Genomic DNA, 22,108 nt, shown 5'->3' on the forward strand with positions numbered 1-22,108 from the left:
ACTCCGTAAAAAGATCCATCGGATCAGGGTTGCTGGGACCGCTGTTCGTACATCTTCGCGTCGACCAGCATCCGGAACCATAAGGCCTGGAAGAAGGCGAAGTAGAAGCCCGTCCGGCCATCGAGGAAACCCAGCCGGAAGACGTAGCGGTAAATGAAGTAGCTGAGCGAGCGCATGCCCGTCGGGAGCTTGTAGTACAGCTCCTTGATGTAGCGGGTGCGTTCGCGGGCATCGCCCGTGAGGCGCGGCGTCAGCACGTTATCGGCGGCCACGCGCGGGCCGAGCTTCTCCTTGGCTTCGGCGTCGCTCCAGCGGTTGTGGCTCGCGATCCAGTCGCTGAGCCGGGCCGAATTCTTGTCGTGCATGAACCCGTTGATCCGCCCCGGCTTCGCGGGGCTGATGAAATGCTGGTCGTACAGCCGGGACTCGCAGCGCCCCGAGCCCGACCGGAAGAGCCTGAGGTGCCACGGATTGACGCCGCTGAAGCGCAGCATCTTGCCCATGAAGTAGTCGCGGCGGCGGATCAGGTAGGCGTCGAATTCGGGCGTGCCCGCTAGCAGGGCGTTGATTTCGTCGACCGACCGGTCATCCAGCACCTCGTCGGCGTCCAGATGGAGCTGCCAGGCGTACGCGCCCTCGATCTGGGCGATCGCCCAGTTGCGCTGGTCGCTGTAGTTGGAGAAGGGACGCTGCACGACGGTGCATCCCAGTTCTTCGAGAATGGCGGGCGTGCCGTCGGACGAGTGGGAGTCGACCACATAGACGTGGGGGCTCACCTTCTTCGCCTGCGACACGGTTTCCCGAATGATCGAAGCGGAATTGAAGGTCAGGATGACAACAACGCAGCGAGGTAGTTCCATGAGGTTTGGGCGCTCGATGTGCGGTTCGGACGGTGGAGCTTGCCACCTTCCCAAGCGCGAAGCGTGCCAAACTTTAGCACTACATTCTTACGTTTTGGAACAGATCCGATGGCCGGCGGTACTCGTCCCAACGGCCTATGACCTCAGCTTGCTACTTTTCTGATAGCAGAAAAGCCAACAGCATCATGGTATTGGCGGGGTTTCGGGTAAACCCGAGCACGTCAGGCCAGCCGCTTGCGGTGCCGTGCAATCTGTTCACGAACCTGCGCCGGAGCGGTGCCACCGAGGATGTTCCGCGCAGTCAGCGAGCCGCGCAGGCTCAGGACGCCGTAGACATCCTTTTCGATCTTCGAATTGAAGGTCTGCAGCACGGCCAGCGGCAGCTCCGACAGATCCACCTTGTGCGAGATCGCCGCCTTGACCGCGTGCGCCACGGTTTCGTGCGCGTCACGGAAGGGCAGGCCCTTCTTCACCAGGTAGTCGGCCAGATCGGTGGCGGTCGCGTAACCGCGCAGCGCGGCGTTTTCCATGGCCACGGGTTTGACGGTGATGCCGCCGACCATCTCCGAGAAGATGCGCAAGGTGTCCTTGAGCGTGTCGACGGTGTCGAACAGGGGCTCCTTGTCTTCCTGGTTGTCCTTATTGTAGGCGAGCGGCTGGCCCTTCATCAGCGTGATCAACGCCATCAGGTGGCCGACCACGCGGCCGGTCTTGCCGCGGGCGAGTTCGGGCACGTCCGGGTTCTTCTTCTGCGGCATGATCGAACTGCCGGTGCAGAAGCGGTCTGCGATGTCGATGAAGCCGAAGGACTGGCTCATCCACAGCACCAGTTCCTCGCTCAGGCGGCTGATGTGCACCATCGCGAGCGATGCGGCGGCGGTGAATTCGATGGCGAAGTCGCGGTCGCTCACGGCGTCGAGGCTGTTCTGGCAGACCTCGTCCATGCCGAGTGTGCGGGCCACGGCTTCGCGATCCAGCGGGTAGCTGGTGCCGGCCAGCGCAGCGGCGCCAAGCGGCAGGCGGTTCACCCGCTTGCGCACGTCGGCCATGCGTTCGGCGTCGCGCGCGAACATCTCGACGTAAGCCAGCATGTGGTGCCCGAAGCTCACGGGCTGTGCCACCTGCAGGTGCGTGAAGCCGGGCAGGATCACTTCGACGTTCTTGTCGGCGATCTCGATCAACGACTTCTGCAGGTCCACCAGCAGGCCGCCGATCAGGTCGATCTCGCCGCGCAGCCAGAGGCGCACATCGGTGGCGACCTGGTCGTTGCGGCTGCGGCCGGTGTGCAGGCGCTTGCCGGCGTCGCCCACCAGTTGGGTGAGGCGGGCCTCGATGTTCAGGTGCACGTCCTCGAGGTCGAGCTTCCATTCGAAGGCGCCCGATTCGATTTCCTCGCGAATCTGCTTCATCCCGCGTTGGATATCGGCGTGGTCCTGCGCGCCGATGATCCCTTGGGCGGCCAACATCCCGGCATGCGCCAGCGAACCCTCGATGTCAGCCTGCCACAGACGCTTGTCGAAGAAGACGCTCGCGGTATAGCGTTTCACCAGGTCGCTCATCGGTTCGGAGAACAGGGCGGACCAGGCTTCGGATTTCTTGTCGAGTTGGTTTTGGGTCATGGGAGCCGTTCGGGAGGCAATAATGGGTTTGTCACCCAATGTTTCTGTGATGCGCAACCCGTCGATTTTATCGGCCACCCCTTCGTCGTCGTCCGCGACGACCCCGTCGGCGCCCTTGCAGCCCAAGGGGCGGGTGCCTGCGCGCGGGGGCATGGTGCTGTTCGACGCCTGCCAGATAGGGGTTGTGCTGCGCGCGGTGCTGTTCGTGGAGGTCGTGGTGGCGGTCGTGACCCTGTTCCTGGCGCCCACCCTGTCGGAGTGGCTGCTGCTGGCCGCGACCGTGACGGGCGGGGCCTTGCCCGCCACCTTGCTCTGGCTCCTCATTGCATGTGCTCTGAAGAAAGTGCTCAGCCGATTGCCGGTCCAGGCGCAGTACGCGGCGGGCGCCTTTCTCGGCGCGGTGGCCGGGCTCTACGGATGCGCCTTGCTTCGCCTGACCGGTGTGGTCGGTGGCGCCCCCTGGCTGGCCAGTGCCCTGGCCGGCGCGTTGTTTGCGGGGCTGATGATGGCGGCGCTGGTGCTGCGCGCGCGGGGGCGGACGCCAGCGGCCACGACGGCGCGGCTCGAAGAGCTCCAGTCGCGCATCCGGCCGCACTTTCTCTTCAACACCCTCAACAGTGCGATTGCCCTGGTCCGCGAGGAGCCGGCCAAGGCCGAGGCGATGCTGGAGGACCTGAGCGAGCTGTTCCGCCAGGCGCTGGCGGACCCCGGCGAGTCGGTCACGCTCGCGGACGAGATTGCGCTGGCCCAGCGTTATCTCGCCATCGAACAGGTGCGCTTCGGCGAACGCCTGCGCATCCGCTGGGACATCGACCCCGAGGCCAACATCGCCCGGCTGCCGCCCCTGCTGTTGCAGCCGTTGGTGGAGAACGCCGTCAAGCACGGCGTCGAGCCGAGCCCCGAGGGCGCCAAGTTGCGCATCCGCACGGAGCGCCGCGGCAGCATGGTGCTGATCGAGGTGATCAACAGCCTGCCGCCGTTGCGCTGGGCCGACCAGCCCTTGCCCCGAGGACACGGCATTGCGCTGGACAACGTGCGCGACCGTCTCCGGCTGCTCCACGACATGCAGGCGCAGTTCAGCGCCGGCATGGACCAGAAGAGCTATCGCGTCCGCATTGCCATTCCTGCAGAAACATGACCCCACTTCGCACCTTGATCGTCGATGACGAAGCGCTGGCGCGTTCGCGTCTGCGGGCTCTGCTGGCCGATTGCCGAGAACCTACGGCCGAGGTCGTCGCCGAGGCAGCACACGGGGAGGGTGCCCTCCACCATCTGGCGAGCACCCGCTTCGACCTGGTGCTGCTGGACGTCCATATGCCCGGCATCGACGGCATCGAACTGGCACGCAGCCTGCGCAGCCGGCCAGGGGCACCGGCGGTCGTGTTCGTCACCGCGTTCGCGGCGCACGCAGTCACCGCTTTCGAGCTGGAGGCGGTCGACTACCTGACCAAGCCCGTGCGGGCCGAGCGCCTGCAGCAGGCCCTGCAGAAGGTCGAGCGCCACCTGAAGGAACGTCGGCCAGCAGCGGCGCCGGAGGCACCCCAGGACGTCCTGCTCATCCAGGATCGCGGCCGCACGGAGCGGGTGCCCGTGGCCGAGGTGCTCTACCTGAAGTCCGAGTTCAAGTACCTCACGGTGCGCACTGCAGCGCGCAGCCACATCTTCGACGGCTCGCTCTCCGAGCTGGAAGAGCGCTTTCCCGCGCGCTTCGTGCGTGTGCATCGCAATGCGCTGGTCGCGCGCTCGGCCATCCGTGCGCTCGAAAAGTACGACGACGGCGAGGACGCCGAAGGCTGGGCACTTCGGCTCGACGGCATCCCGGAGCCGGTCGTGGTGTCGCGCCGGCAGCTGTCCTCGGTGCGCGAAGTGCTCAAGGAGCCGCGGTGAGCGCCGAGGCCGATCAGAAAGCCGCCGAAAGTGCCGACGCGAAGGTCGAGGCACCCGTCGAGTCGCAGGAGCCGGATCGCGTGCTGCTGCACATGCCGGTCGATGTGCGCAGCGCGTCGCTGGTCGTGCTCGCGGTGTTGGCGACCGTGTTCGCCTTGCGCTGGGCTGCGGCGGTCTTCATTCCGTTGATGGTGAGCCTGATGCTGACCTATGCGCTGGCCCCCCTGGTCGACCTGCTCGAACGCTGGAAGATCTCGCGCTGGATCGGCGCGGCCGTGATCCTCCTCGGCCTAGGCGGGGCTTTTGGCTGGACGGGCTATTCGCTGTCGGGCAGCGCCTCCGAACTGCTCGATGCGCTCCCTGTCGCGGCGCAGAAACTGCGGATCGCTGTGCGCACCAACAGCCGCGCCACCGATGCGAACGCGCTCGACACGGTGCAGAAGGCAGCCGCGCAGCTCGAACAGGCCGCCGAGGAAAACTCGGCCAAGGTCGCAGCCCGCAAGGGCGTGGCGCGCGTGGTCATCGAACGACCCTCCTTCAACGTGCGCGACTATCTATGGAGCGGCACCGTGGGATTGATCGGCGCGGCCGGGCAACTCACGCTGGTGGCCTTCCTGACCTTTTTCGCGCTCGGTTCGGGCGATACTTTCCGCCGCAAGCTGGTCAAGATCACCGGGCCCAGCCTGCAAAAGAAAAAGATCACGGTGCATGTGCTGGATGACATCACGAAGCACATCGAACGCTATCTGATCGTGCAGATCCTCACCAGCGCGCTGGTCGGCGTCGCGACCGGGCTCGCCTTCTGGGCCATCGGGCTGGAGAACGCCGCGGTGTGGGGCATCCTGGCGGCGGTCACCAATCTGATTCCCTACATCGGTTCCGTCATCGTGATGGCGGCGGCGGGGCTGGTCGCTTTCCTGCAGTTCAACGGTATCGAGATGGCACTGCTGGTTGGTGGCGTGTCGCTGGTGATCCACACCCTCGTGGGGAACCTGCTGGTGCCGTTTCTGACGAGCCGCACGAGCCGGATGAACCCGGTCGCCGTGTTCGTCGGCGTGATTTTCTGGGGATGGCTCTGGGGGATCTGGGGGCTGCTCCTGGGGATCCCGATCATGATGGTGGCAAAGGCCACCTGCGATCACGTGGAGGATTTGCAGCCGATCGGGGAATTGCTGGGGGAATAAGGCTCGCCCCCAGGCTTGCCCACTTCGTGTGGCCGCCTCCCCCCGACCGGGGGCAACACCGGCAGAGCGGCGGAGCCGGTTCTGCGGTATTTCCCCAAGGAGTCATTTCACCCGGACGACAGCCCGGTCGGGTAGCACTCGCCAGATGATCCACTCGCCGACCGCAATTTGATGCGTCGGTTTCGCTGCCTCCGGCAGATCGCCGCGCTGCAGTGTGAACTTCTTTCCTGCCAAACGCACCACGATTTCGAACCCCGGCCAATCCTTCGGCACTCTCGGCGTGAGCGAAAGCTGGTCCCCGCGCACCGACAGGCCCAGCAGGGTCTCGACCGCGGCCCGGTGCATCCAGGCCGCCGAGCCCGTGTACCAGCTCCATCCGCCGCGCCCCGCATAGGGCGCCGCGCCGTACACATCACCGGCCATCACATAGGGCTCCAGCTCATACAACGGCCCGCGCTCGGGATGGCGAGCGCGATGCGCGGGGCTCAAGCCCTGGAAGCTCTGCCATGCGGCTTCGGTCTCGCCGTGCAACGCTTGCGCCATCAGAGCCCACACGGCGGCGTGCGAATACTGGCCGCCGTTCTCCCTGACGCCGGGCGGATAGGCCTGGATGTAGCCGGGGTTGTTGGTCGATCGCGCCAGCGGCGGATGCAGCAGCCGCATCAGCCCGTGGGGCTCGTCGTGCAGATGCTGCTTCATCGACGCGAGCGCCTGTGCCGTGTGTTTCTCGTCCGAGGCGCCCGAGAGCAATGACCAGGCTTGCGCGATCAGGTCGATGCGGCATTCCTCGTTGATCGACGAGCCCAGCGGCGCGCCGTTGTCGAAAAAGGCACGCCGGAACCAGGTGCCGTCCCAGCCTGCGGCATGCAGGGCGCTGATCCAGCCTTGTCGCGCTGTGAGCCACCGCCGTGCCCGCTCGTGTTCGCCGCGCGCCAGAGCGAAGGGCGCGAAGCGCTCTACCACGCTGCACAGAAACCAGGCGAGCCAGACCGATTCGCCTCGGCCCTCGTGGCCGACGCGGTTCATGCCGTCGTTCCAGTCGCCGGTGCCCATCAGCGGCAGGTCATGCGCGCCGGTCGCGAGGCTGCGGTCGATGGTGCGGGCGCTGTGCTCGTAGATGCTGGCGTTGCGACTGCCGACCTGGGGCGCGTAGTAGGCGTCTTCGGCGCCGGGCGGAATTTCCGGGCCTTCGACGAAGGGCACGACTTCGTCGAGCACCGAACGATCGGCGGTGACCTCCACGTAATGCGACACGGCGTACGGCAACCACAGCAGGTCGTCGGAGAAATGCGTGCGCACGCCGGCGCCCCCGGGCGCGTGCCACCAGTGCTGCACGTCGCCTTCGGGGAACTGCCGCGCCGCATTGACGAGTATCTGCTCGCGCAGGCGCGCCGGATCTGTCAGCGCAAAAGCCATCGCATCCTGCAACTGGTCGCGGAAGCCGAAGGCACCGCCGGCCTGGTAGAAGCCGGCCTTGGACCACAGCCGGCACACCAGCGTCTGGTACATCAGCCAGCGGTTCACCATGGCATCGAAGAGCGGGTCGGGCGTCCTGACTTGAAGGCGGCCCAACAGTTCATCCCAGAAGCCGCGCGCCTGCGCAAGAGCCTCGGGCACGTCGCGCTGTTGCCAACGCCGGGCCAACTGCATGGCCGCGTCCGGATCGTCCGCGTGTCCCAGCATGAAGGTAAAGCTGGCACTCTCGCCGGTCGCGAGGCTGAATTCGCCGGCGATCGCGGCGCAGGCATCGAGGCCACTGCCGCCGCGCCCGCCGAGGGTCTCGGGCAATTCGATCGTGCCGCGGCCGGCGAAGAATTCGCTGCGCTCGCAGGTCCACTGCGTCGCGCCGTTGAGTCCCGCGAGTTGCAGGAAGCCGGTGCTGCCGCCGAAGCCGGCGCTCGATTCCCGCTGCTGGCCGAACGTCGCCGCGAGGCCCTCTGGCTTCCACGTGTGAACCGTCCGCCGCTCTCCACGGGCCGCGCCCAGCTGCCACTCGACCATCGCAACGGCTCGCATGCGGCGGGCGCCGATGCCCTCGTTGCGGATCTTCACGTGCACCAGCTTCATCCGCTCGTCGCGGTCGGCGAAGAAGGTGGTTTCGAGTACCACGTTGCGGTGCAGGCATTCGAATACCGAATAGCCCTGTCCATGGCGCACGCGGTGCCGCGCAGCGACGACACCACGGCCGGCCGGAGTCAGAGGGAACAGCTCGCGCGAGTCGAGGTCCTGCAACAGGTAGTGTTCGAAGGCCGGATCCTGCACGGGATCGTTGGACCATGGCGTCACCTGATGAAGCCGGCTGTTGGTCGCCCAGGTGAAGCCCGTGCCCGATTCCGAGACCTGAAAGCCGAACGAGGCATTGGCGATCACGTTGACCCAGGGCCGCACGGTGCGGCGGTTCACATCGACTTCGAAGCGGAATTCGCCGCTTTCGGCGTCGAAGCCGCCTTGCGGCGCAATCAAGGCGTCGTTGATGTGTGCGGTGGGCGGGAGCGTCGAGAGCGGGACGCGAGGCCGCGCGTCGTCTTCGGTCGGCCCCACGGACTCGCGCAGCGCCGCCACCTGGGATTCGAGCGATCGCCCATCGGCGGTGAAGACCACGCGTGCCAGGCTCGACAGCGCGGCTTTCTCCGAAGGCGCCACTTCGGCGTCGCGCAGCAGGTAGAAGCCCGCGGCGTCGTTGCGCGGAAAACTGTTCTGCGTCTGTTGCGCGACGCGGTTGCGCAGCGCCTCGATGTCCCTTTGCAGGGGCATCAGGTACGAATGCGGCTCGCTGTTGAGGACCACGAGGTCGCAAGCCACGCCGCCGAAGCCCCACCAGGGCTGTGCGCGCAGCAGCGTGTCGACCAGCCCCTTGCCCTCCATGGAGTGGATATAGACGAGCACGATCGGCTTGTCGCCCGAGATGCCGAAACGCCAGATCTGCCGCAGGTCGATCAGGCCACGGTCGCGCATCACGCGGGGCGTGGTGTAGGTCAGGATGGTCGTGAGATCCTGCAGCGCGAGGTTCTTCGCGGGATCGATGCTCAGGTCGCGCAGGCGTACTTGCGCCAACGTCGCGGCCATGCGCGTCGCACGTTCCACGTGCATCGGCTGCAGGTAGCGGTCGATGCAGGGCATGAGCGCTTCGACGTCGTCGTCGGCTGCGGTCGCGAAGGTCACGCGGGCGGTGGCGCCCGGCTCGATCGACAGGCGCACGCGCAGGCACGCGATCGGGTCGAGGCCGTTGATCGGTGTGCTGTCCGCCGCCAGCGGCTGCGGATCGAGCGAAGGCGTGGCGAGCGTGCGATTGCGCCCGATGAAGGCGCGCCGATCCGTCATGCAGTCGATGGACAGCACCTGCGCGTCCACTGACGCGACGAAGTGCGCCGCTGCGACGATCGGGTCGCCATGCAGGCGCGGCTTGCGCGACATCAACAGCGCGCGCCAACCTGGCTCCCAGCGGCTGTCGACGAACAGGTTCGCGAAGGCCGGATGCGCCTCGTCGGCCTTTGGGTTGGACAGCACCGGCTCGAAGTACGAGATGAGTTCCAGCGTGCGCGTTTCGGTGCCCGTGTTGTGCAGTGCGACGGTGCGCAGCTCGGTGTCGTCCTCGGGGCTGATGAGCACGGTGATGCGCGCCTGCAGTCCCGGTCCCGTCGCGTCGAACTGCACCTGGTCGGCGAGAAAGCGTGCCCCGTAGCGCCAATGTTCGCCGGGGGCGGGCAGGGCCGTCAGCGATGTGAGTGCGCGGCTGTTCGCGTCGCGGACGTAGAAGAAGGTGCCGTAGCCGTCGCGCAGCGGATCGTCCCGCCAGCGGCTCACGTTGAACGAGCGCCAGCGGCTCACGCCCGCACCGTTGGCGCGCAGTGCCACGGTGTAGCTGCCGTTCGAGAGGAGGTGCGTGGGCTGGAAGCCGGGCTCCATCGGGTCGACGACGCGGGGCTGGAAGATCGGTGGCGCTTCGCCCGTCGCCGGCTCGGGCGGCGTGCGCGGATCGGCGCTGCCGATGATCTGGCGCGGCGTGCGCTCGTGCAACAGCGACGCATGCGCTTCGACCAGAGGTGCGCTGCCGAACCAGCGGCGCGGTGCGTCGCCGCGCACGGCATTGCACAGGGCCACCAGAGTCATGCCGTGGTGGTGCGCCATGACGTTGCGCACGACGGTGTAGGGTTGTCCGGCAGGCTGGCGCGAGACGGTGTAATCGACCGCGTCGAAAAATCCGAACTCGCCGCGCGCGCCGAGCGATTCGAGCAGGCGCAGGTTCTCCACCGAATCGGCCGGCCGGAGCACCGCCGCCATCGCGGTGGCGTAGGGTGCGACCACGCGATCGGTAGGAGGCGTGCGGCGCAACGCGAGCCTCGGGACGCCGAAAGGCGAATATTGATAGGCGAGCGAATGGTCCTGCGCGAAGTAGGCGGATTCGGAAACTCCCCATGGCAGCCCGTGTGCCGAACCGAAGCTCTGCTGTTCGCCGATGGCGACGAGGTTCGCAACCTGCAGCAAGCCGCCGTGCGGCTCGGCCATGACGAGCGCGGGCATCAGGTACTCGAACATCGAGCCCGACCAGGACTTGAGGCCGGGCTTCACCCCCACGGAAAGGAAGGGGCGGCCCAGCGCCATCCAGTGGCGGCGCGGCACGTCGCCCTTGGCGATGGCCAGGAAGCTGAGCAGCCGCGACTCGGAGGCGAGCAGGTCGTAGTAGCTCGCGTCGAGCACGTTCTCTTCGATCCGCAGTCCGATGTGGAAGAGGTGGCGCTTGGTGTCGTACAGCCCGCGGAAATCCATGCCCGCGCACAAGGTCTCGCAGCGCTGCGCCAGCGTCTCCATCTCTGCGGACTCGCCCTCCGCCGCAGCGAAAGCGCGACAAGCTTGCGCGACCGCGATCAGATGGCCCGCGAGGTTGCCGCTGTCGACGCTCGATACATAGGCTGGCGGCAGCATCCGCAGCGATCGCGTGTCGTACCAGTTGTAGAGATGGCCCTCGTGCTTGTCGAGGCGATCGACCGTGTCGAGCGTCGCGGCCAGCCGCGCGGCGAGCGCCCCCGTGTCGATCCAGCCGAACTCCCGTGCGCAGCAGCACGCCAGGAGGTACATGCCGATGTTGGTCGGCGACGTGCGGTGCGCGACGGTGGGCTCGGGTTCGAACTGGAGGTTGTCGGGCGGAAGGTGGTTGTCCTCGGCACCGACGACGTGCTCGAAGAAGAGCCAGGTGTCGCGCGCCAGGATTTCGAGGTAGCTGCGCCGTTCGGCGGTCAGTTCGCCTTCGGTTGCTGCCGGCGTGCGACTGCTCCACCACGCAGCGACCGGGGCGAGCGCCCACAGCCCGAAGAGCAGGGGCCCCATCCAGGGATGCGGGCTCCACATCGATGCCACGGCGAGCGCGAGGCACACGGTGCTGGTGAGTGCGCCACCCCGCACGAACGACTGCAACTCATAGCGCGCCTGCGCCTGGGCCTGGGCGGCCGTCGTCCATTCGAGCAGATGGCGACGGCTCACCGCCAATCGCCATGCAGCGCGGACCGACGCATCGAGCAGCAGGCGCGTCTGCGCCGCCAACTGCATGAATTGCCAGGCGGCGCTGGCCAGGGCGCGCAGCAGTTCGGTCCCTCCAACATCGAAGAAGTGCGGCAGCTCGATCGAGCGCCGCGTCGGCACCAGTCCGGCGAGGGCGCCCAGCAGAGGCCCGAGCGCGAGCGCCGAGGCGACCGCTGCCAGCGCCCAGGTCAACGGAAGCGAATCCGTGAAGATGACCCACACGAGCAGCGCGATCGATGCCGGCACCACCAGGGCCCGGCGCAGGTTGTCGCTCATCTTCCATAGACCGAGTGCATCGATGCCGAAGCGCCGAGCGCGCAGCATGAGCGGCAGGAGTTGCCAGTCACCGCGCGTCCAGCGATGCACGCGCGACGCAGCGACGCCGGCGTGGTGGGGATGGTCCTCGATCAGGACCAGGTCGCTCACCACCGCGCAGCGCGCGACCGTGCCTTCGAGCAGGTCGTGGCTGAGCACCGCGCCGTCGGGCATGCGCCGGTCCAACGTCGCGTGCACGGCTTGCACGTTGAGCAGGCCCTTGCCCGTGAACGACCCGGTGCCGAAGACGTCCTGGTAGAGGTCGGAGGCGCTGTTGCTGTAAGGGTCGAGCCCGCACTGGCCCGCGAACATCCAGTGGAACAGCGAGCGTTCCTCGTGCTCTGGAAAGGGTGTGACGATGCGCGGCTGGAAGATGCCGAAGCCCGCCACCACGCGCTGGCCTTCTTCGGCAATCTGCGGTGTGTTCAGCGGATGCGCGGCGACCGCAACCAGGTCGCGCAGCGTGCCGGGCGGCAGGCCGGTGTCGCTGTCGAGCGTCATCACGTACGGGATGCGCGCGGCCAGTTGTAGTCCCTGCGCGGTCGGCATGAAGCCGCTCGCGTCGCCAACGGCCAGCAGGCGCAGCAGCATCTCGAGCTTGCCGCGCTTGCGCTCCCAGCCCATCCAGCGCTGTTCGGTGTCGGACCAGGTTCGCGGGCGGTGCAGCAGCGTGAAGCGCGGCGGCATGCCTGCGGGTGTGGGGTAGGTGTCGTTGAGCGCGGCGATGCGCCGCATCGCGTCGTCGAGCAGGGCTGCGTCGTCCGGCATCGAGGCTTGCGGGGCATCCGTCCAGTCGGTCAGCAGGGCGAACTGCGCATGATCCTCGCGGTTGGCGAGCCAATGCAAATGCAGACGGTGAGCGAGTTGGGCATTGGCCTCCAGCGAACTGAGCATCGACGGGACGACCACGAGCACGCGATGCGATTGCGGGATGCCCGCGGCGAAATCCAGCCGCGGCAGCGCGCGCACGCGAGTCGATTCGGCGACGATGCGGTGCACCAGCGCGATCACCGATTCGGAGAGCGGCCAGGCCAGCAGCACCAGCGCCACCACGGACGTCCAGGCGGCATCGGGCCAGCCGGCGCGGTTCAGGCCGTGGACTGAAGCGGCCAGCATCAGCGCCGTGCCGACGACGATCGTCAGCGCGTAGAGCGGCAGGCGCCAGCTGCGATGAGAAATACGTCGCAGCGAAAACGGCACCGCCCGGTCGCCGCCGGCGGGCGCCAGCGCGGCGATCAATGCCGGGCGGCCTTCGCCGAAGAGGTAGTAGCCGGCCGTCCGCTCAGCCAGCGACCAGCGCGCCTCTTCATCTTCCTGCGCCCGAGGGTCGTCGGTGGCTTCCAGCGCCAGGCGTACCACCACTTCCGCGACTTCGCGCTCCGGCTTTCGCAGGGCGCGCGCGACCTGCTCCATCGCGTGCGTGATCTGCTGACGCGTGAGTTCGCTCTCGCGGCCATAGCTGGGCAATTGCCGCAGCACCCGCAGCGAGCGGCTGACCGGCTCGATCAGGTCGGCCCACTCGACCTGCCCGATCATGCGCAGGGTGATGATGATGTTGCCGACCGTGAGGTTGGCGGCGGCCTGCGCCGTTTGTGCATCCGCGATCAGTGCGGGACCGTTCGGGCAGTGCTGCTCGGTCCATTTCACGAGCGCTGGTGCGTTATCGCCGTGCTCGACGGGTAAGCGTTGCCACAGCTGAGTGAGGTAGCTCTCCTGCATGCCGCGGCTTTGCAGCGCGCGGTAGAGCACATCGAGGTCCTGCATCGAAAGGCTCTCGGCCGCGTCCCATGCCGCGTGCGCGACTTCGCGCGCCACCTTGCTCTCGGCAATGCTCTCCGCGACGCGCCGCAGGTTCTCCAGCAGGACCACCCGCAGCGTGGTCGGCAAGGCCCACAGCTCGCCGAGCGTGAGCTCGTCGATGTCCTGGTAGGCGTTGAGGAACGCGGTAAACAGTTCCTTGTTCAGCACGCTGTCCGTGTGCGCCACGTAGGCCCAGGCGATTCCGTAGACCCGCGGCAGGCCGGCCAGCGGCGGTGCCGCCAGCTTGGGCAGCCGCGCGTAGTAGCTGCGTGGCACGCCCTCGCGGATCTGATGGAGTTGCGCCTCGACGAGATGGAAGTTGTCGAGCAGCCATTCGGCCGCCGGCGTCACGTAGCGGCCGCTCTGCGAGATCAACGCGATGTAGTCGAAGGCGCTGCGCAGCGATGCGAGGTTCTTGTCGACTCTCGGAAAAAAAGGTGTGGCATCGCCTCGCGCGTTGCCGCGCTGTACGACCTGCGCGCGTGCCAGGCTGTGGCCGTGCTGCTCGAAACGCTGGGCGCCGAACAGTTCGGCCCGGATCGGTGGCTCGACCGGTTGGTGCGGGCTCAGGAGCAGGTTGCGCGCGTACTGGCTCAGCGAATCGAGCCGGTCGACGACCGCCGCGGCGCTCAAGCGACCGCGAACAGTCCGATGGCGAGCACCACGGCCACGCAGGCCATCGTCACGATGCGGCCAGCGGCGACTGAACGCACCCGCTGCAGATGGCTCTGGACCGCAAACCATCGCCCTTGTGCAGACGCGCAATGTCGCATGTGGGATGCCAGCGCATCGAAGTCGCCGCTGACGAAGTCGATTGGGGAACGGGCAAGCGATTGCGGGGTAGACATGGCGGAGATTCCTCTGAACGGCCCTTGAGCCGCCGCGCGATTGCGAGAGCTGTGAACGTAGGGGTCAGGGTACTCTTCATTGAATACCCTTCCTTTCTCCCGAGTCGGTTGTTGACGTAGGAGACGGCGCACATCACCGTTTTGTCTTCTTCATCGGCCGGGCGCGCGGTCTTTTGCGGCCGGTATAGTGGCGCAGCCTCGCGCGCAACCGTGCGCAGGCCAATAGAAGATTCAGGGAGTGTTCACATGGAAAACCGCTTGCGGTCAGGGCACGCGCACGCCCGACCAAACGATTTCATTCGTCTCGCCAAGAGCCGCTGCAACACCGGGGCACCGTGTTGCGAAGGTTGCTGGACTCGGCTTCTCCACTGCCCCACCGCTTCAGCTGGCGCTTGCCGGTGGAGGGGCGCGGCATGAACCGTTTCACCCTCACTCCTTTGATGCGCCGGTTCTTCACGGCGATATGTGTGGCCATGCTGACGACCCTGGCTGCCTGTGCGATGGGGCCGAAGCAGGCCTTTCACGGTTTTTCCTTTGATGGGAAATCCGACAGATGGGCCACCCAAGTTGATTTGCTGGAGTACAGCTACGGCGATCAGTATCGAATGGTGAGAGACAAAGTTCAGCCACCGAAGGAAAGACTCGGGCCGCAGTCCAGTGTCTTTGGCGCCATGCCTATTGGCGAATTTTTATTCGTGAAATGGCGCATCAAGGCCACAGGCGAAGTTATTGAGGATCGGGTCGATTTGCGCAACCTTTTGCCGTCCGACATGGAGAAATATAAAGTGACTTTTGTGATTGATGGCAAGCAGCTTCATGTGTTCTTGGTGACGCCGAAGGCCAAGCACGAATACGACCCTCCAATTCTGAAAACAACGGAGTCAAGGTACCTCGTAACTCGCGAAATCTACCCCGTCAATACGCATAAATAACAAGTCATCAGGGAGCGTGAAAATGGGAGCCTCAATTGCAGGATACTTGTCGCCCGCCGAAGTCGCAGAATTGGAAGCAGCGAGAGCCCGTCTTTTAACGGCCGATTCCGGCGTTCCGGCCCGCAGGTTCGTTTACCTCGCGGCCTTTGATGGCACCGGCAATGACCGGAACAACATACCGTTGTCCGGCCATCCTTTTCAGACCAATGTGGCCAATCTTTACGACCAAGCGAAGGCGAGCGAAAGCGATGGTTTCAGGGTTGGCTACTTCCCTGGCGTCGGCACTGGCGGTAGTCATGGCCACCGGATCAATGCGGGGGTTTTACCCACGCCAACTGTTCATCAGGCGGCCGAAGCCGCGCTGCAGGAATTGACGAGACAAGCCCGTGACTATTTGAGAGACACCACTGCGGCGACTTCCTCCGACCTTTCCGTCTCCACCGTGGGGTTCAGTCGAGGCACCGCCACTCAAGTGGTGTTTGCTCAACTCCTGCACGAGCGCGGCCTCGTCTTGCCCGATGGCACCGTCGTCGCCCCGCCGGGCTCCGTCCCCATCGCCAGCATGGTCCTGATCGACCCCGTGCATACATTCATCCAGGGAGACATGTCATTGCCCCCCAATGTGTTGGGCAACGTCATGGTGTTCGGCGCCAAGGACGAATTGCGCGGTGAATTCAAGCTTGCCGATTACAGGGCCGATCCGCGCGTCAGGTTCACCGAAATCGCCGGCAACCACTCGGGCATCGGCGGCGGCTACGACCTGCATGGCACAGCGGCCGTGGTCCTTGAAGCCAGCACTGCGTATTTTCATAACAGCGGCGTCGCCCTGGGCGATGTCCCGCCTGAACGCCGTTTCGATCCCAGCCGGCCCATTGCACGGTACACCGAGGTCTATCAGATTGCGCGCAACGGCGATGTTCTGGTCGACGGACAGAGCCGTCCTGTGCCCGAGTGGAGCGTCCTTCGATCGCGCGGCATCACGCCCGTCGGGTCGTCCGGCCCCGCACACCCCAAGGCGGAGCAAGTCGGCCTCGACAATTCCGCACACCCGGACCATGCGCTCTATTTGCGAACCCGCACCCTGGTGCATGAGATGGATCGAGCGCATGGCCGTGCACCCGACGAGCGCAGCGACAACCTGGCTGCCGCGTTGGTAGTCGCCGCACGCAACCATGGAATGAGCCGCATCGACCATCTGTCGCCCAGCACCGACGCCGCCTCCAAGATCTTCGCGGTGCGAGGCGATCTGAAATCGTTGTTCAAGCAGATCGCCAGCGTGCCGACGATGGAGTCGCTCCACACGCCGATGGCGCAAAGCGCGGCGCAATGGCCGCAGGCGATGCAGCAGTTCCAGCATCACGCACACGATCGAGAGCGGGCTCAGGCCCTTGATCAGCGAAACGCGCAGCAGCAGGCCGGCCCGGTCATGAGCATGCAGCGCTAGCTAACCCGTGTTCCGCAACCCTGCCGCCACCCCGTTGATGGACATGTGAATGCCGCGTTGCAGCCGTTCGTCGTCCTGCCCCGCGCGGTAGCGGCGCATCAGTTCCACCTGCAGGTGGTGCAGTGGGTCGATGTACGGAAAACGATGGCGAATGGAGCGTTGCATCTCGGCATTGCCTTCCAGTCGTTGCCTCGCGCCCGTGATCAGCACCAGCGCATCCGAAGTCCGGTGCCACTCGGCGTCGATCATGGAGAACACTTTCTGGCGCAGCTTGCGCTCGGCTACCAGCTCCGAGTAGCGCGAGGCCAGTGCGAGGTCGCTCTTGGCGAGCACCATGTCCATGTTGGACAGCAGCGTGCGAAAGAAGGGCCATTGCACGTACATGCGCTGGAGCAAGGCGTGGCGCTCCTTGCGAGCGGCCGGATTGGCGGCCTGCGCGAGGAACTGCTCGATGGCGGATCCGAACCCGTACCAGCCAGGCAGGGTGAGCCGGCACTGCCCCCAACTGAAGCTCCATGGCACCGCCCGCAGGTCCTCGATGCTGCGGCTCGGGTTGCGCGAGGCGGGGCGCGAGCCGATGTTGAGTTCGGCTATTTCGCGGATCGGCGTGGCGCTGAAGAAGTAGTCGCCGAAGCCCGGCGTTTCGTAGACCAGCGCCCGGTAAGCCGCCATGCTCGCCGCCGACAACTCGGCCGCGGCCGCCACGAAGGTCGCGGGCGCCGCCTTGGCGGTCGGCAGGAGCGTGGCCTCCAGCGTCGCGGCGACCAGCGTCTCGAGATTGCGCCGGCCGATCTCGTGGTTGGCGTACTTCGAGCCGATCACTTCGCCTTGTTCGGTCAAGCGGATCTGCCCGCGCACCGTGCCCGGCGGCTGCGCGAGGATCGCCTGGTAGCTCGGACCGCCGCCGCGACCCACCGTGCCGCCTCGGCCGTGGAACATGCGCAGGCGGATGGGCACGCTGCTCTCCACGTTCAGTTCGTCGAAGAGCGCGACCAGCGCGAGGCCGGCGCGATAAAGCTCCCAGTTGCTGGTGAAGATGCCGCCGTCCTTGTTGCTGTCGCTGTAGCCGAGCATCACGTCCTGTTCGGCGCCCGAACGCTGGATCAGTGCATGGATGCCGGGCAGGGCGTAGAAAGCGCGCACGATCGGCGCGGCGTTGCGCAAGTCCTCGATGGTTTCGAAGAGCGGCACGACGATCAAATCGCAGGTGGCGTTCTCGGCCAGCGTTCCGCGCAACAGGCCGACTTCCTTCTGGAGCAAAAAGGCTTCGAGCAGATCGCTCACGGTCTCCGTGTGGCTGATGATGTAGTGGCGGATGGCCGCCACGCCGAAGCGCGCACGCGCCGTGCGGGCAGCGGCGAAGATCGCGATCTCGCTCCTTGCCAGGGGCGAGTAGTCGGCATCCGGCACGCGCAAGGGGCGGGCGTCGTCGAGCAGCCGCAGCAGCAGCGTCTGCTTGGCCTCCTCGGCCAGCGAGGCGTAGTCGGGCTCGATGCGCGCGGTGGCGAGCAGTTCGGCGACCACCGCCTCGTGCTTGTCCGAACTTTGGCGCAGGTCGACCGTCGCGAGGTGAAAGCCGAACACTTCCACCGCGCGGATCAGCGGATGCAGCCGTTGCGCGGCCAGCACGGCGCCGTGCTTGTCGCCGAGCGATTCCTCGATGGTGCGCAGGTCGGCCAGGAACTCCTCGGCGTTGGGATAGGGGTTCTGCGGCGGCACGGCGTGGCGCGCGGCCTGCCCGCCGGTGAGATCACGCAGGGTCGCGGCCAGGCGCGAGTAGATACCCGTCAATGCGCGGCGATAGGGTTCGTCCACCCGGTGCTCGTTCTTGTCGGGCGAGCGTTCGGCCAGCGCCTGCATCTCCACCGACACATCGACCAGGGTGGCCGACAGCGACAACTCGCCGCCCAGGTAGTGCACTTCCGTCAGGTAGTGGCGCAGCGCCAACTCGGCCTGGCGCCGCAGCGCGTACTCCAGGGTCTCTGCCGTCACGTTGGGATTGCCGTCGCGGTCCCCGCCGATCCACTGGCCCATGCGCAGGAAGGGCGCGACCGAAGGGACAGCGCCGCCGTGGGCCAGCGCCTTCTCCAGATCGGCATACACGCGCGGGATCTCGCGCAGGAAAGTCGCTTCGTAGTAGCTCAGCGCATTCTCGATCTCGTCGGCCACCGTGAGCTTCGAGAAGCGCAGGAGGCGCGTCTGCCAGAGCTGCGTGACGCGGGTCCGCATCTGGCTTTCGTTCTCGGCGTATTCGATCGGTGTCAACGCATCCTTCTTGCCCGCGAAGGCGAGCTGCCGCAAGGCGATCTCGTCGCGAGCGGTTAGCAGCTGCGCGATGGCGCGCTCGGCGTCCAGGATGCTCTTGCGCTGCACCTCGGTCGGGTGCGCGGTAAGTACCGGCGACACGTAGCTGTGCACGAGCGACGCCACCACCGCCTCGGGCTTGATGCCGGCCTTGCGGATGCGCGCGAGTGCGACCTCCAGGCTGCCTTCGGCGCTCTCGCCGGCACGGTCGGCTTCGGTGCGGCGCCGGATCTGGTGGCGGTCCTCCGCCAGGTTCGCAAGGTGGCTGAAGTAGGTGAAGGCGCGGATGACCCGCACCGTCTCGGCCGCGCTCAGGCCCTTGAGCAGGTTCTTGAGCGCGCGGTCCGCCGCATGGTCCGCGTCGCGCCGGAAAGCCACCGACAGGGTGCGGATCTTTTCCACCAGCGCGTAGCTTTCCGCGCCTTCCTGCTCGCGGATCACATCGCCGAGGATGCGGCCGAGGAGCCGGATGTCGTTGATGAGGGGCAGGTCCTCGTCACTATGCCGGCGCTTGGAGGCAGCCGGTGCGGGGCTCGTCTTCATTCGGGTTATCTCCTCGTCGGATGGGCCTGCGGCTACGTTGCTGCGGCGCAACATGCTAGCATCCCACGGGTCTCTTTCTCATTGGAAAAACGGTCTTGAGCAACATCGTCATCGCCACGCGCGAAAGCCGGCTGGCCATGTGGCAAGCCGAGCACGTCAAAGCACTGCTGCAAGAACAAGGCCACACGGTCAGCCTGCTCGGCATGACCACCCGCGGCGACCAGATCCTCGACCGCTCGCTCAGCAAGGTCGGCGGCAAGGGGCTCTTCGTCAAGGAACTCGAACTCGCGCTCGAAGAAGGGCGCGCCGACATCGCGGTGCACTCGCTCAAGGACGTGCCGATGGACCTGCCCGAAGGCTTCGCGCTGGCCTGCGTGCTGGAGCGCGAAGATCCCCGCGACGCGCTGGTGTCGCCGCGCTATCCGTCGCTCGACGGCTTGCCGCAAGGCGCGGTGGTCGGCACCTCCAGCCTGCGTCGCGTGGTGCTGCTGCGCGCGCTGCGGCCTGATCTGCGGATCGAGCCCTTGCGCGGCAATCTCGACACGCGGCTGCGAAAACTCGACGAAGGCCAGTACGCCGCAATCGTGCTGGCCGCGGCCGGCTTGAAGCGGCTGGGCCTCGAAAGCCGCATCCGCCAGACCTTCGAGCCCGACACGATGCTCCCGGCCGCAGGGCAGGGCGCGCTCGGCATCGAGGTTCGCGCGGACCGAAATGACCTGATCGATCTGCTCGCGCCACTGTCGAGCCGCGGCGATTGGCTCGCCACAGCGGCCGAGCGCGCGGTCAGCCGTGCGATGGGCGGCAGCTGTTCCATGCCGCTGGCGGCCCATGCGAGATGGCAGCCCGATGGCGGCCTGCGGATCGATGCGGCGTGGGGGGACCCTGAGGGCACTCAACCGCTGGTGAGGGTGCACGCGCTGGCCAAAGCTTCGGATTTCGCGGAGGCCGGCGCGCTGGGCAACGATGCCGCGAGGATGCTTCGCGCGGCCGGCGCGCACTGAGATGGTGGCAGCACGGGTGATCGTCACGCGCCCAGCCCGCGAGGCTGCGCGCTGGGTCGACGATTTGCAGGCCGCGGGGCTGGATGCGGTCGCATTGCCGTTGATCGCCATCGAGCCGCTGGCAGACCCCAAGGCGCTTCACGCGGCGTGGCAACGCCTTTCCGACTATGACGCGCTGATGTTCGTGAGCGCCGCCGCAGCCGAGCATTTCTTCAGGGGCATCGACGCGAGCGCGGTCTCACGTTCGCGCTTCTGGGGAACAGGTCCCGGCACCACGCGCGGGCTGCGGGAAGCTGGCGTGCCGGTGTCGTCCATCGACGCGCCGCCTGCGGATGCCGCGCAGTTCGATTCCGAAGCCCTGTGGGCGCTTGTGCGACCGCAGGTGCGGCCAGGGACACGGGTGCTGATCGTGCGGGGTGGCGACGCTTCGGGCCGGGTCTCTGGACGCGATTGGCTTGCGCGCGAGATCGCCGCGGCTGGCGGTGCTTGCGACGAGGTGACCGCCTATCGACGTCTGGCACCGACCTTCGGCGAGGCCGAGCACCAGCTCGCGGCCGAAGCTGCGAGCGGGGGCGCGGTCTGGCTGTTCAGCAGTTCGGAGGCCATCGCCAATCTGTGCCGCTGCATGCCCGACACGCGATGGAACGCGGCGCGGGCGATTGCCACGCACGAGCGCATCGCCGATGCAGCGCGCGCGGCGGGTTTCGGCAGTGTGCGAGTCTCCAGCCCGTCGCCGGTGGCACTGGTCGCGTCGATAGAATCCCTCGCATGAGCGACGCTTCCGTCTTGAATGAGTCCCCGCATGAGGCTGTGGTGCGCGCTCCGGTGCTGTCCCCTGTGCAGACAAGCCATGCGGCGGCCGTGGCGTTGCTGTCGAAAGTCATGTTCGCGGTGCTGGCCATCGTTGCCCTGGCCGCGCTGGTGATCGCACTGGCGCTCTGGCAAAAGGTCAGCGGCATGCAGGAGCAGCTCGCGCGCCAGAGCGCCGATGCACTCGCCCAATCCCTCGAGGCCCGCACGCTTGCACGGCAAGCGCATGAAGTCGTGCGCGACACGGCGGCGCGGCTGGCCCTCGCCGAGACGCGCGTGGGAGAGGTCGCCTTGCAACGCTCCCAGCTCGAGGAGCTGATGCAGAGTCTTTCGCGCTCGCGCGACGAGAACCTGGTCGTCGACATCGAGGCGGCCGTGCGGCTCGCGTTGCAGCAGGCGCAGGTCACGGGCAACGTCCAGCCTTTGCTTGCGGCGCTCAAGGCGGGCGACATGCGAATTTCGCGCGCCGCGCAGCCGCGTCTCGCTCCGCTGCAGCGCGCGATGCAGCACGATGCCGACCGGCTTCGCAGCAGCGCGAGCGGCGACAACGGCGAAGCGCTCCAGAAGCTCGACGACCTCATTCGCAGCGTGGACGACTTGCCCGTTCTCAACGCGGTGGGCACGCGCATCGCGGGGAGCAATGCGCTGCAGGTCGAGCCCGTGCCGGCGGATGCTCCGTGGTGGCAGCGCTTCCTGTCGATGGTGCGCAACGAGGCGCGCTCGCTGCTGCGGGTCGGACGCATCGAACGCCCCGAGGCGGTGCTGCTGACGCCCGACCAGACCTTCTTCCTGCGCGAGAACCTCAAGCTCAAGCTGCTCAACGCGCGCCTGGCGCTGTTGTCGAGGCAGGTCGATACGGCCCGCGGCGAACTCGCGACGGTCTCGGCGGCGATCAACCGCTATTTCGATCCGGCCTCGCGTCGCGTCCAGGCCGCCGCCACGCTGGTGCAGCAGCTCCAGGCGCAGGTGAAGACCAGCGAGCCGCCGCGCGTCGACGAAACCTTGGCGGCGTTGGCAACGGCCGCGGCCGGTCGCTAGTCGGGT

The 22,108-nt window shown here is 66.7% G+C and carries 13 protein-coding genes; 8 read left to right on the forward strand and 5 right to left on the reverse strand.

Annotation, left to right across the window (positions count from 1 at the left end; translation table 11 throughout):
- Nucleotides 1-23 precede the first annotated feature (23 nt).
- Both QTI24_RS07135 and argH read right to left on the reverse strand, forming a co-directional pair.
- Nucleotides 24-860, reverse strand: a complete 837-nt coding sequence (locus QTI24_RS07135; protein WP_286599364.1) for a glycosyltransferase family 2 protein — start codon at nucleotides 858-860, stop codon at nucleotides 24-26.
- A gap of 221 nt (nucleotides 861-1,081) precedes the next feature.
- Entirely contained in the window at nucleotides 1,082-2,479 is a 1,398-nt protein-coding gene (argH, locus tag QTI24_RS07140; RefSeq protein WP_286599366.1) for an argininosuccinate lyase, read from the reverse strand.
- A 49-nt stretch (nucleotides 2,480-2,528) separates the two neighbouring features.
- Here argH and QTI24_RS07145 point away from each other — a divergent pair, with 49 nt between their 5' ends.
- Genes QTI24_RS07145 through QTI24_RS07155 form a run of 3 tightly spaced genes read left to right on the forward strand, consistent with a single transcriptional unit; the run spans nucleotide 2,529 to nucleotide 5,550 of the window.
- Nucleotides 2,529-3,617, forward strand: coding sequence for a sensor histidine kinase (locus QTI24_RS07145; protein ID WP_286599367.1), 1,089 nt, complete (start codon nucleotides 2,529-2,531; stop codon nucleotides 3,615-3,617).
- A complete protein-coding gene (locus QTI24_RS07150; protein ID WP_286599370.1) occupies nucleotides 3,614-4,366 on the forward strand; it encodes a LytR/AlgR family response regulator transcription factor in 753 nt (250 codons plus the stop codon). Before QTI24_RS07145 ends, QTI24_RS07150 begins: the two co-directional genes overlap by 4 nt.
- Nucleotides 4,363-5,550: an AI-2E family transporter gene (locus QTI24_RS07155; protein WP_286599371.1), complete on the forward strand. Its 1,188-nt coding sequence runs from the start codon at nucleotides 4,363-4,365 to the stop codon at nucleotides 5,548-5,550. The genes QTI24_RS07150 and QTI24_RS07155 overlap by 4 nt, the downstream gene beginning before the upstream one ends.
- Nucleotides 5,551-5,652: 102 nt before the next feature.
- On the opposite strand, the gene QTI24_RS07160 is transcribed toward QTI24_RS07155, so the two are convergent.
- Together QTI24_RS07160 and QTI24_RS07165 are read right to left on the reverse strand one after the other, a co-directional pair.
- Entirely contained in the window at nucleotides 5,653-13,815 is an 8,163-nt protein-coding gene (locus QTI24_RS07160) for a glycoside hydrolase family 94 protein (protein ID WP_286599372.1), read from the reverse strand.
- Nucleotides 13,812-14,030 (reverse strand): hypothetical protein, encoded by a 219-nt coding sequence (locus tag QTI24_RS07165; RefSeq protein ID WP_286599373.1) that lies wholly within the window; start codon nucleotides 14,028-14,030, stop codon nucleotides 13,812-13,814. The genes QTI24_RS07160 and QTI24_RS07165 overlap by 4 nt, the downstream gene beginning before the upstream one ends.
- Before the next feature lie 413 nt (nucleotides 14,031-14,443).
- Here QTI24_RS07165 and QTI24_RS07170 point away from each other — a divergent pair, with 413 nt between their 5' ends.
- Both QTI24_RS07170 and QTI24_RS07175 read left to right on the forward strand, forming a co-directional pair.
- The gene (locus tag QTI24_RS07170; RefSeq protein WP_286599375.1) at nucleotides 14,444-14,962 is read left to right on the forward strand and encodes a hypothetical protein; all 519 of its coding nucleotides are present in this window, start codon (nucleotides 14,444-14,446) and stop codon (nucleotides 14,960-14,962) included.
- 46 nt (nucleotides 14,963-15,008) lie between these two features.
- Nucleotides 15,009-16,406 carry an XVIPCD domain-containing protein gene (locus tag QTI24_RS07175; RefSeq protein ID WP_286599376.1) on the forward strand — a complete coding sequence of 466 codons (1,398 nt, stop codon included), beginning with the start codon at nucleotides 15,009-15,011 and terminating at the stop codon, nucleotides 16,404-16,406.
- Here the strand turns inward: QTI24_RS07175 and ppc are convergent, their stop codons facing one another.
- Nucleotides 16,407-19,253 carry a phosphoenolpyruvate carboxylase gene (gene ppc, locus QTI24_RS07180; RefSeq protein ID WP_286599377.1) on the reverse strand — a complete coding sequence of 949 codons (2,847 nt, stop codon included), beginning with the start codon at nucleotides 19,251-19,253 and terminating at the stop codon, nucleotides 16,407-16,409.
- A 95-nt stretch (nucleotides 19,254-19,348) separates the two neighbouring features.
- Between ppc and hemC the strand changes: the two genes are divergently transcribed.
- Genes hemC through QTI24_RS07195 form a run of 3 tightly spaced genes read left to right on the forward strand, consistent with a single transcriptional unit; the run spans nucleotide 19,349 to nucleotide 22,102 of the window.
- Nucleotides 19,349-20,254, forward strand: a complete 906-nt coding sequence (gene hemC / locus QTI24_RS07185; protein ID WP_286599378.1) for a hydroxymethylbilane synthase — start codon at nucleotides 19,349-19,351, stop codon at nucleotides 20,252-20,254.
- A 1-nt stretch (nucleotide 20,255) separates the two neighbouring features.
- The gene (locus QTI24_RS07190; RefSeq protein ID WP_286599380.1) at nucleotides 20,256-21,026 is read left to right on the forward strand and encodes a uroporphyrinogen-III synthase; all 771 of its coding nucleotides are present in this window, start codon (nucleotides 20,256-20,258) and stop codon (nucleotides 21,024-21,026) included.
- Nucleotides 21,023-22,102, forward strand: coding sequence for a uroporphyrinogen-III C-methyltransferase (locus QTI24_RS07195; protein ID WP_286599382.1), 1,080 nt, complete (start codon nucleotides 21,023-21,025; stop codon nucleotides 22,100-22,102). The genes QTI24_RS07190 and QTI24_RS07195 overlap by 4 nt, the downstream gene beginning before the upstream one ends.
- The last annotated feature ends 6 nt before the right edge of the window (nucleotides 22,103-22,108 follow it).

This window comes from Variovorax sp. J22P240 (assembly GCF_030316855.1).
GTDB lineage: Bacteria > Pseudomonadota > Gammaproteobacteria > Burkholderiales > Burkholderiaceae_C > Variovorax.

Bases quoted from the DNA above. Each gene is read 5' to 3' on its own strand.
- QTI24_RS07135 (WP_286599364.1), bottom strand. From the start codon at position 860: ATGGAACTACCTCGCTGCGTTGTTGTCATCCTGACCTTCAATTCCGCT.
- argH (WP_286599366.1), bottom strand. From the start codon at position 2,479: ATGACCCAAAACCAACTCGACAAGAAATCCGAAGCCTGGTCCGCCCTG.
- QTI24_RS07145 (WP_286599367.1), top strand. From the start codon at position 2,529: ATGCGCAACCCGTCGATTTTATCGGCCACCCCTTCGTCGTCGTCCGCG.
- QTI24_RS07150 (WP_286599370.1), top strand. From the start codon at position 3,614: ATGACCCCACTTCGCACCTTGATCGTCGATGACGAAGCGCTGGCGCGT.
- QTI24_RS07165 (WP_286599373.1), bottom strand. From the start codon at position 14,030: ATGTCTACCCCGCAATCGCTTGCCCGTTCCCCAATCGACTTCGTCAGC.
- QTI24_RS07170 (WP_286599375.1), top strand. From the start codon at position 14,444: ATGAACCGTTTCACCCTCACTCCTTTGATGCGCCGGTTCTTCACGGCG.
- ppc (WP_286599377.1), bottom strand. From the start codon at position 19,253: ATGAAGACGAGCCCCGCACCGGCTGCCTCCAAGCGCCGGCATAGTGAC.
- QTI24_RS07190 (WP_286599380.1), top strand. From the start codon at position 20,256: ATGGTGGCAGCACGGGTGATCGTCACGCGCCCAGCCCGCGAGGCTGCG.
- QTI24_RS07195 (WP_286599382.1), top strand. From the start codon at position 21,023: ATGAGCGACGCTTCCGTCTTGAATGAGTCCCCGCATGAGGCTGTGGTG.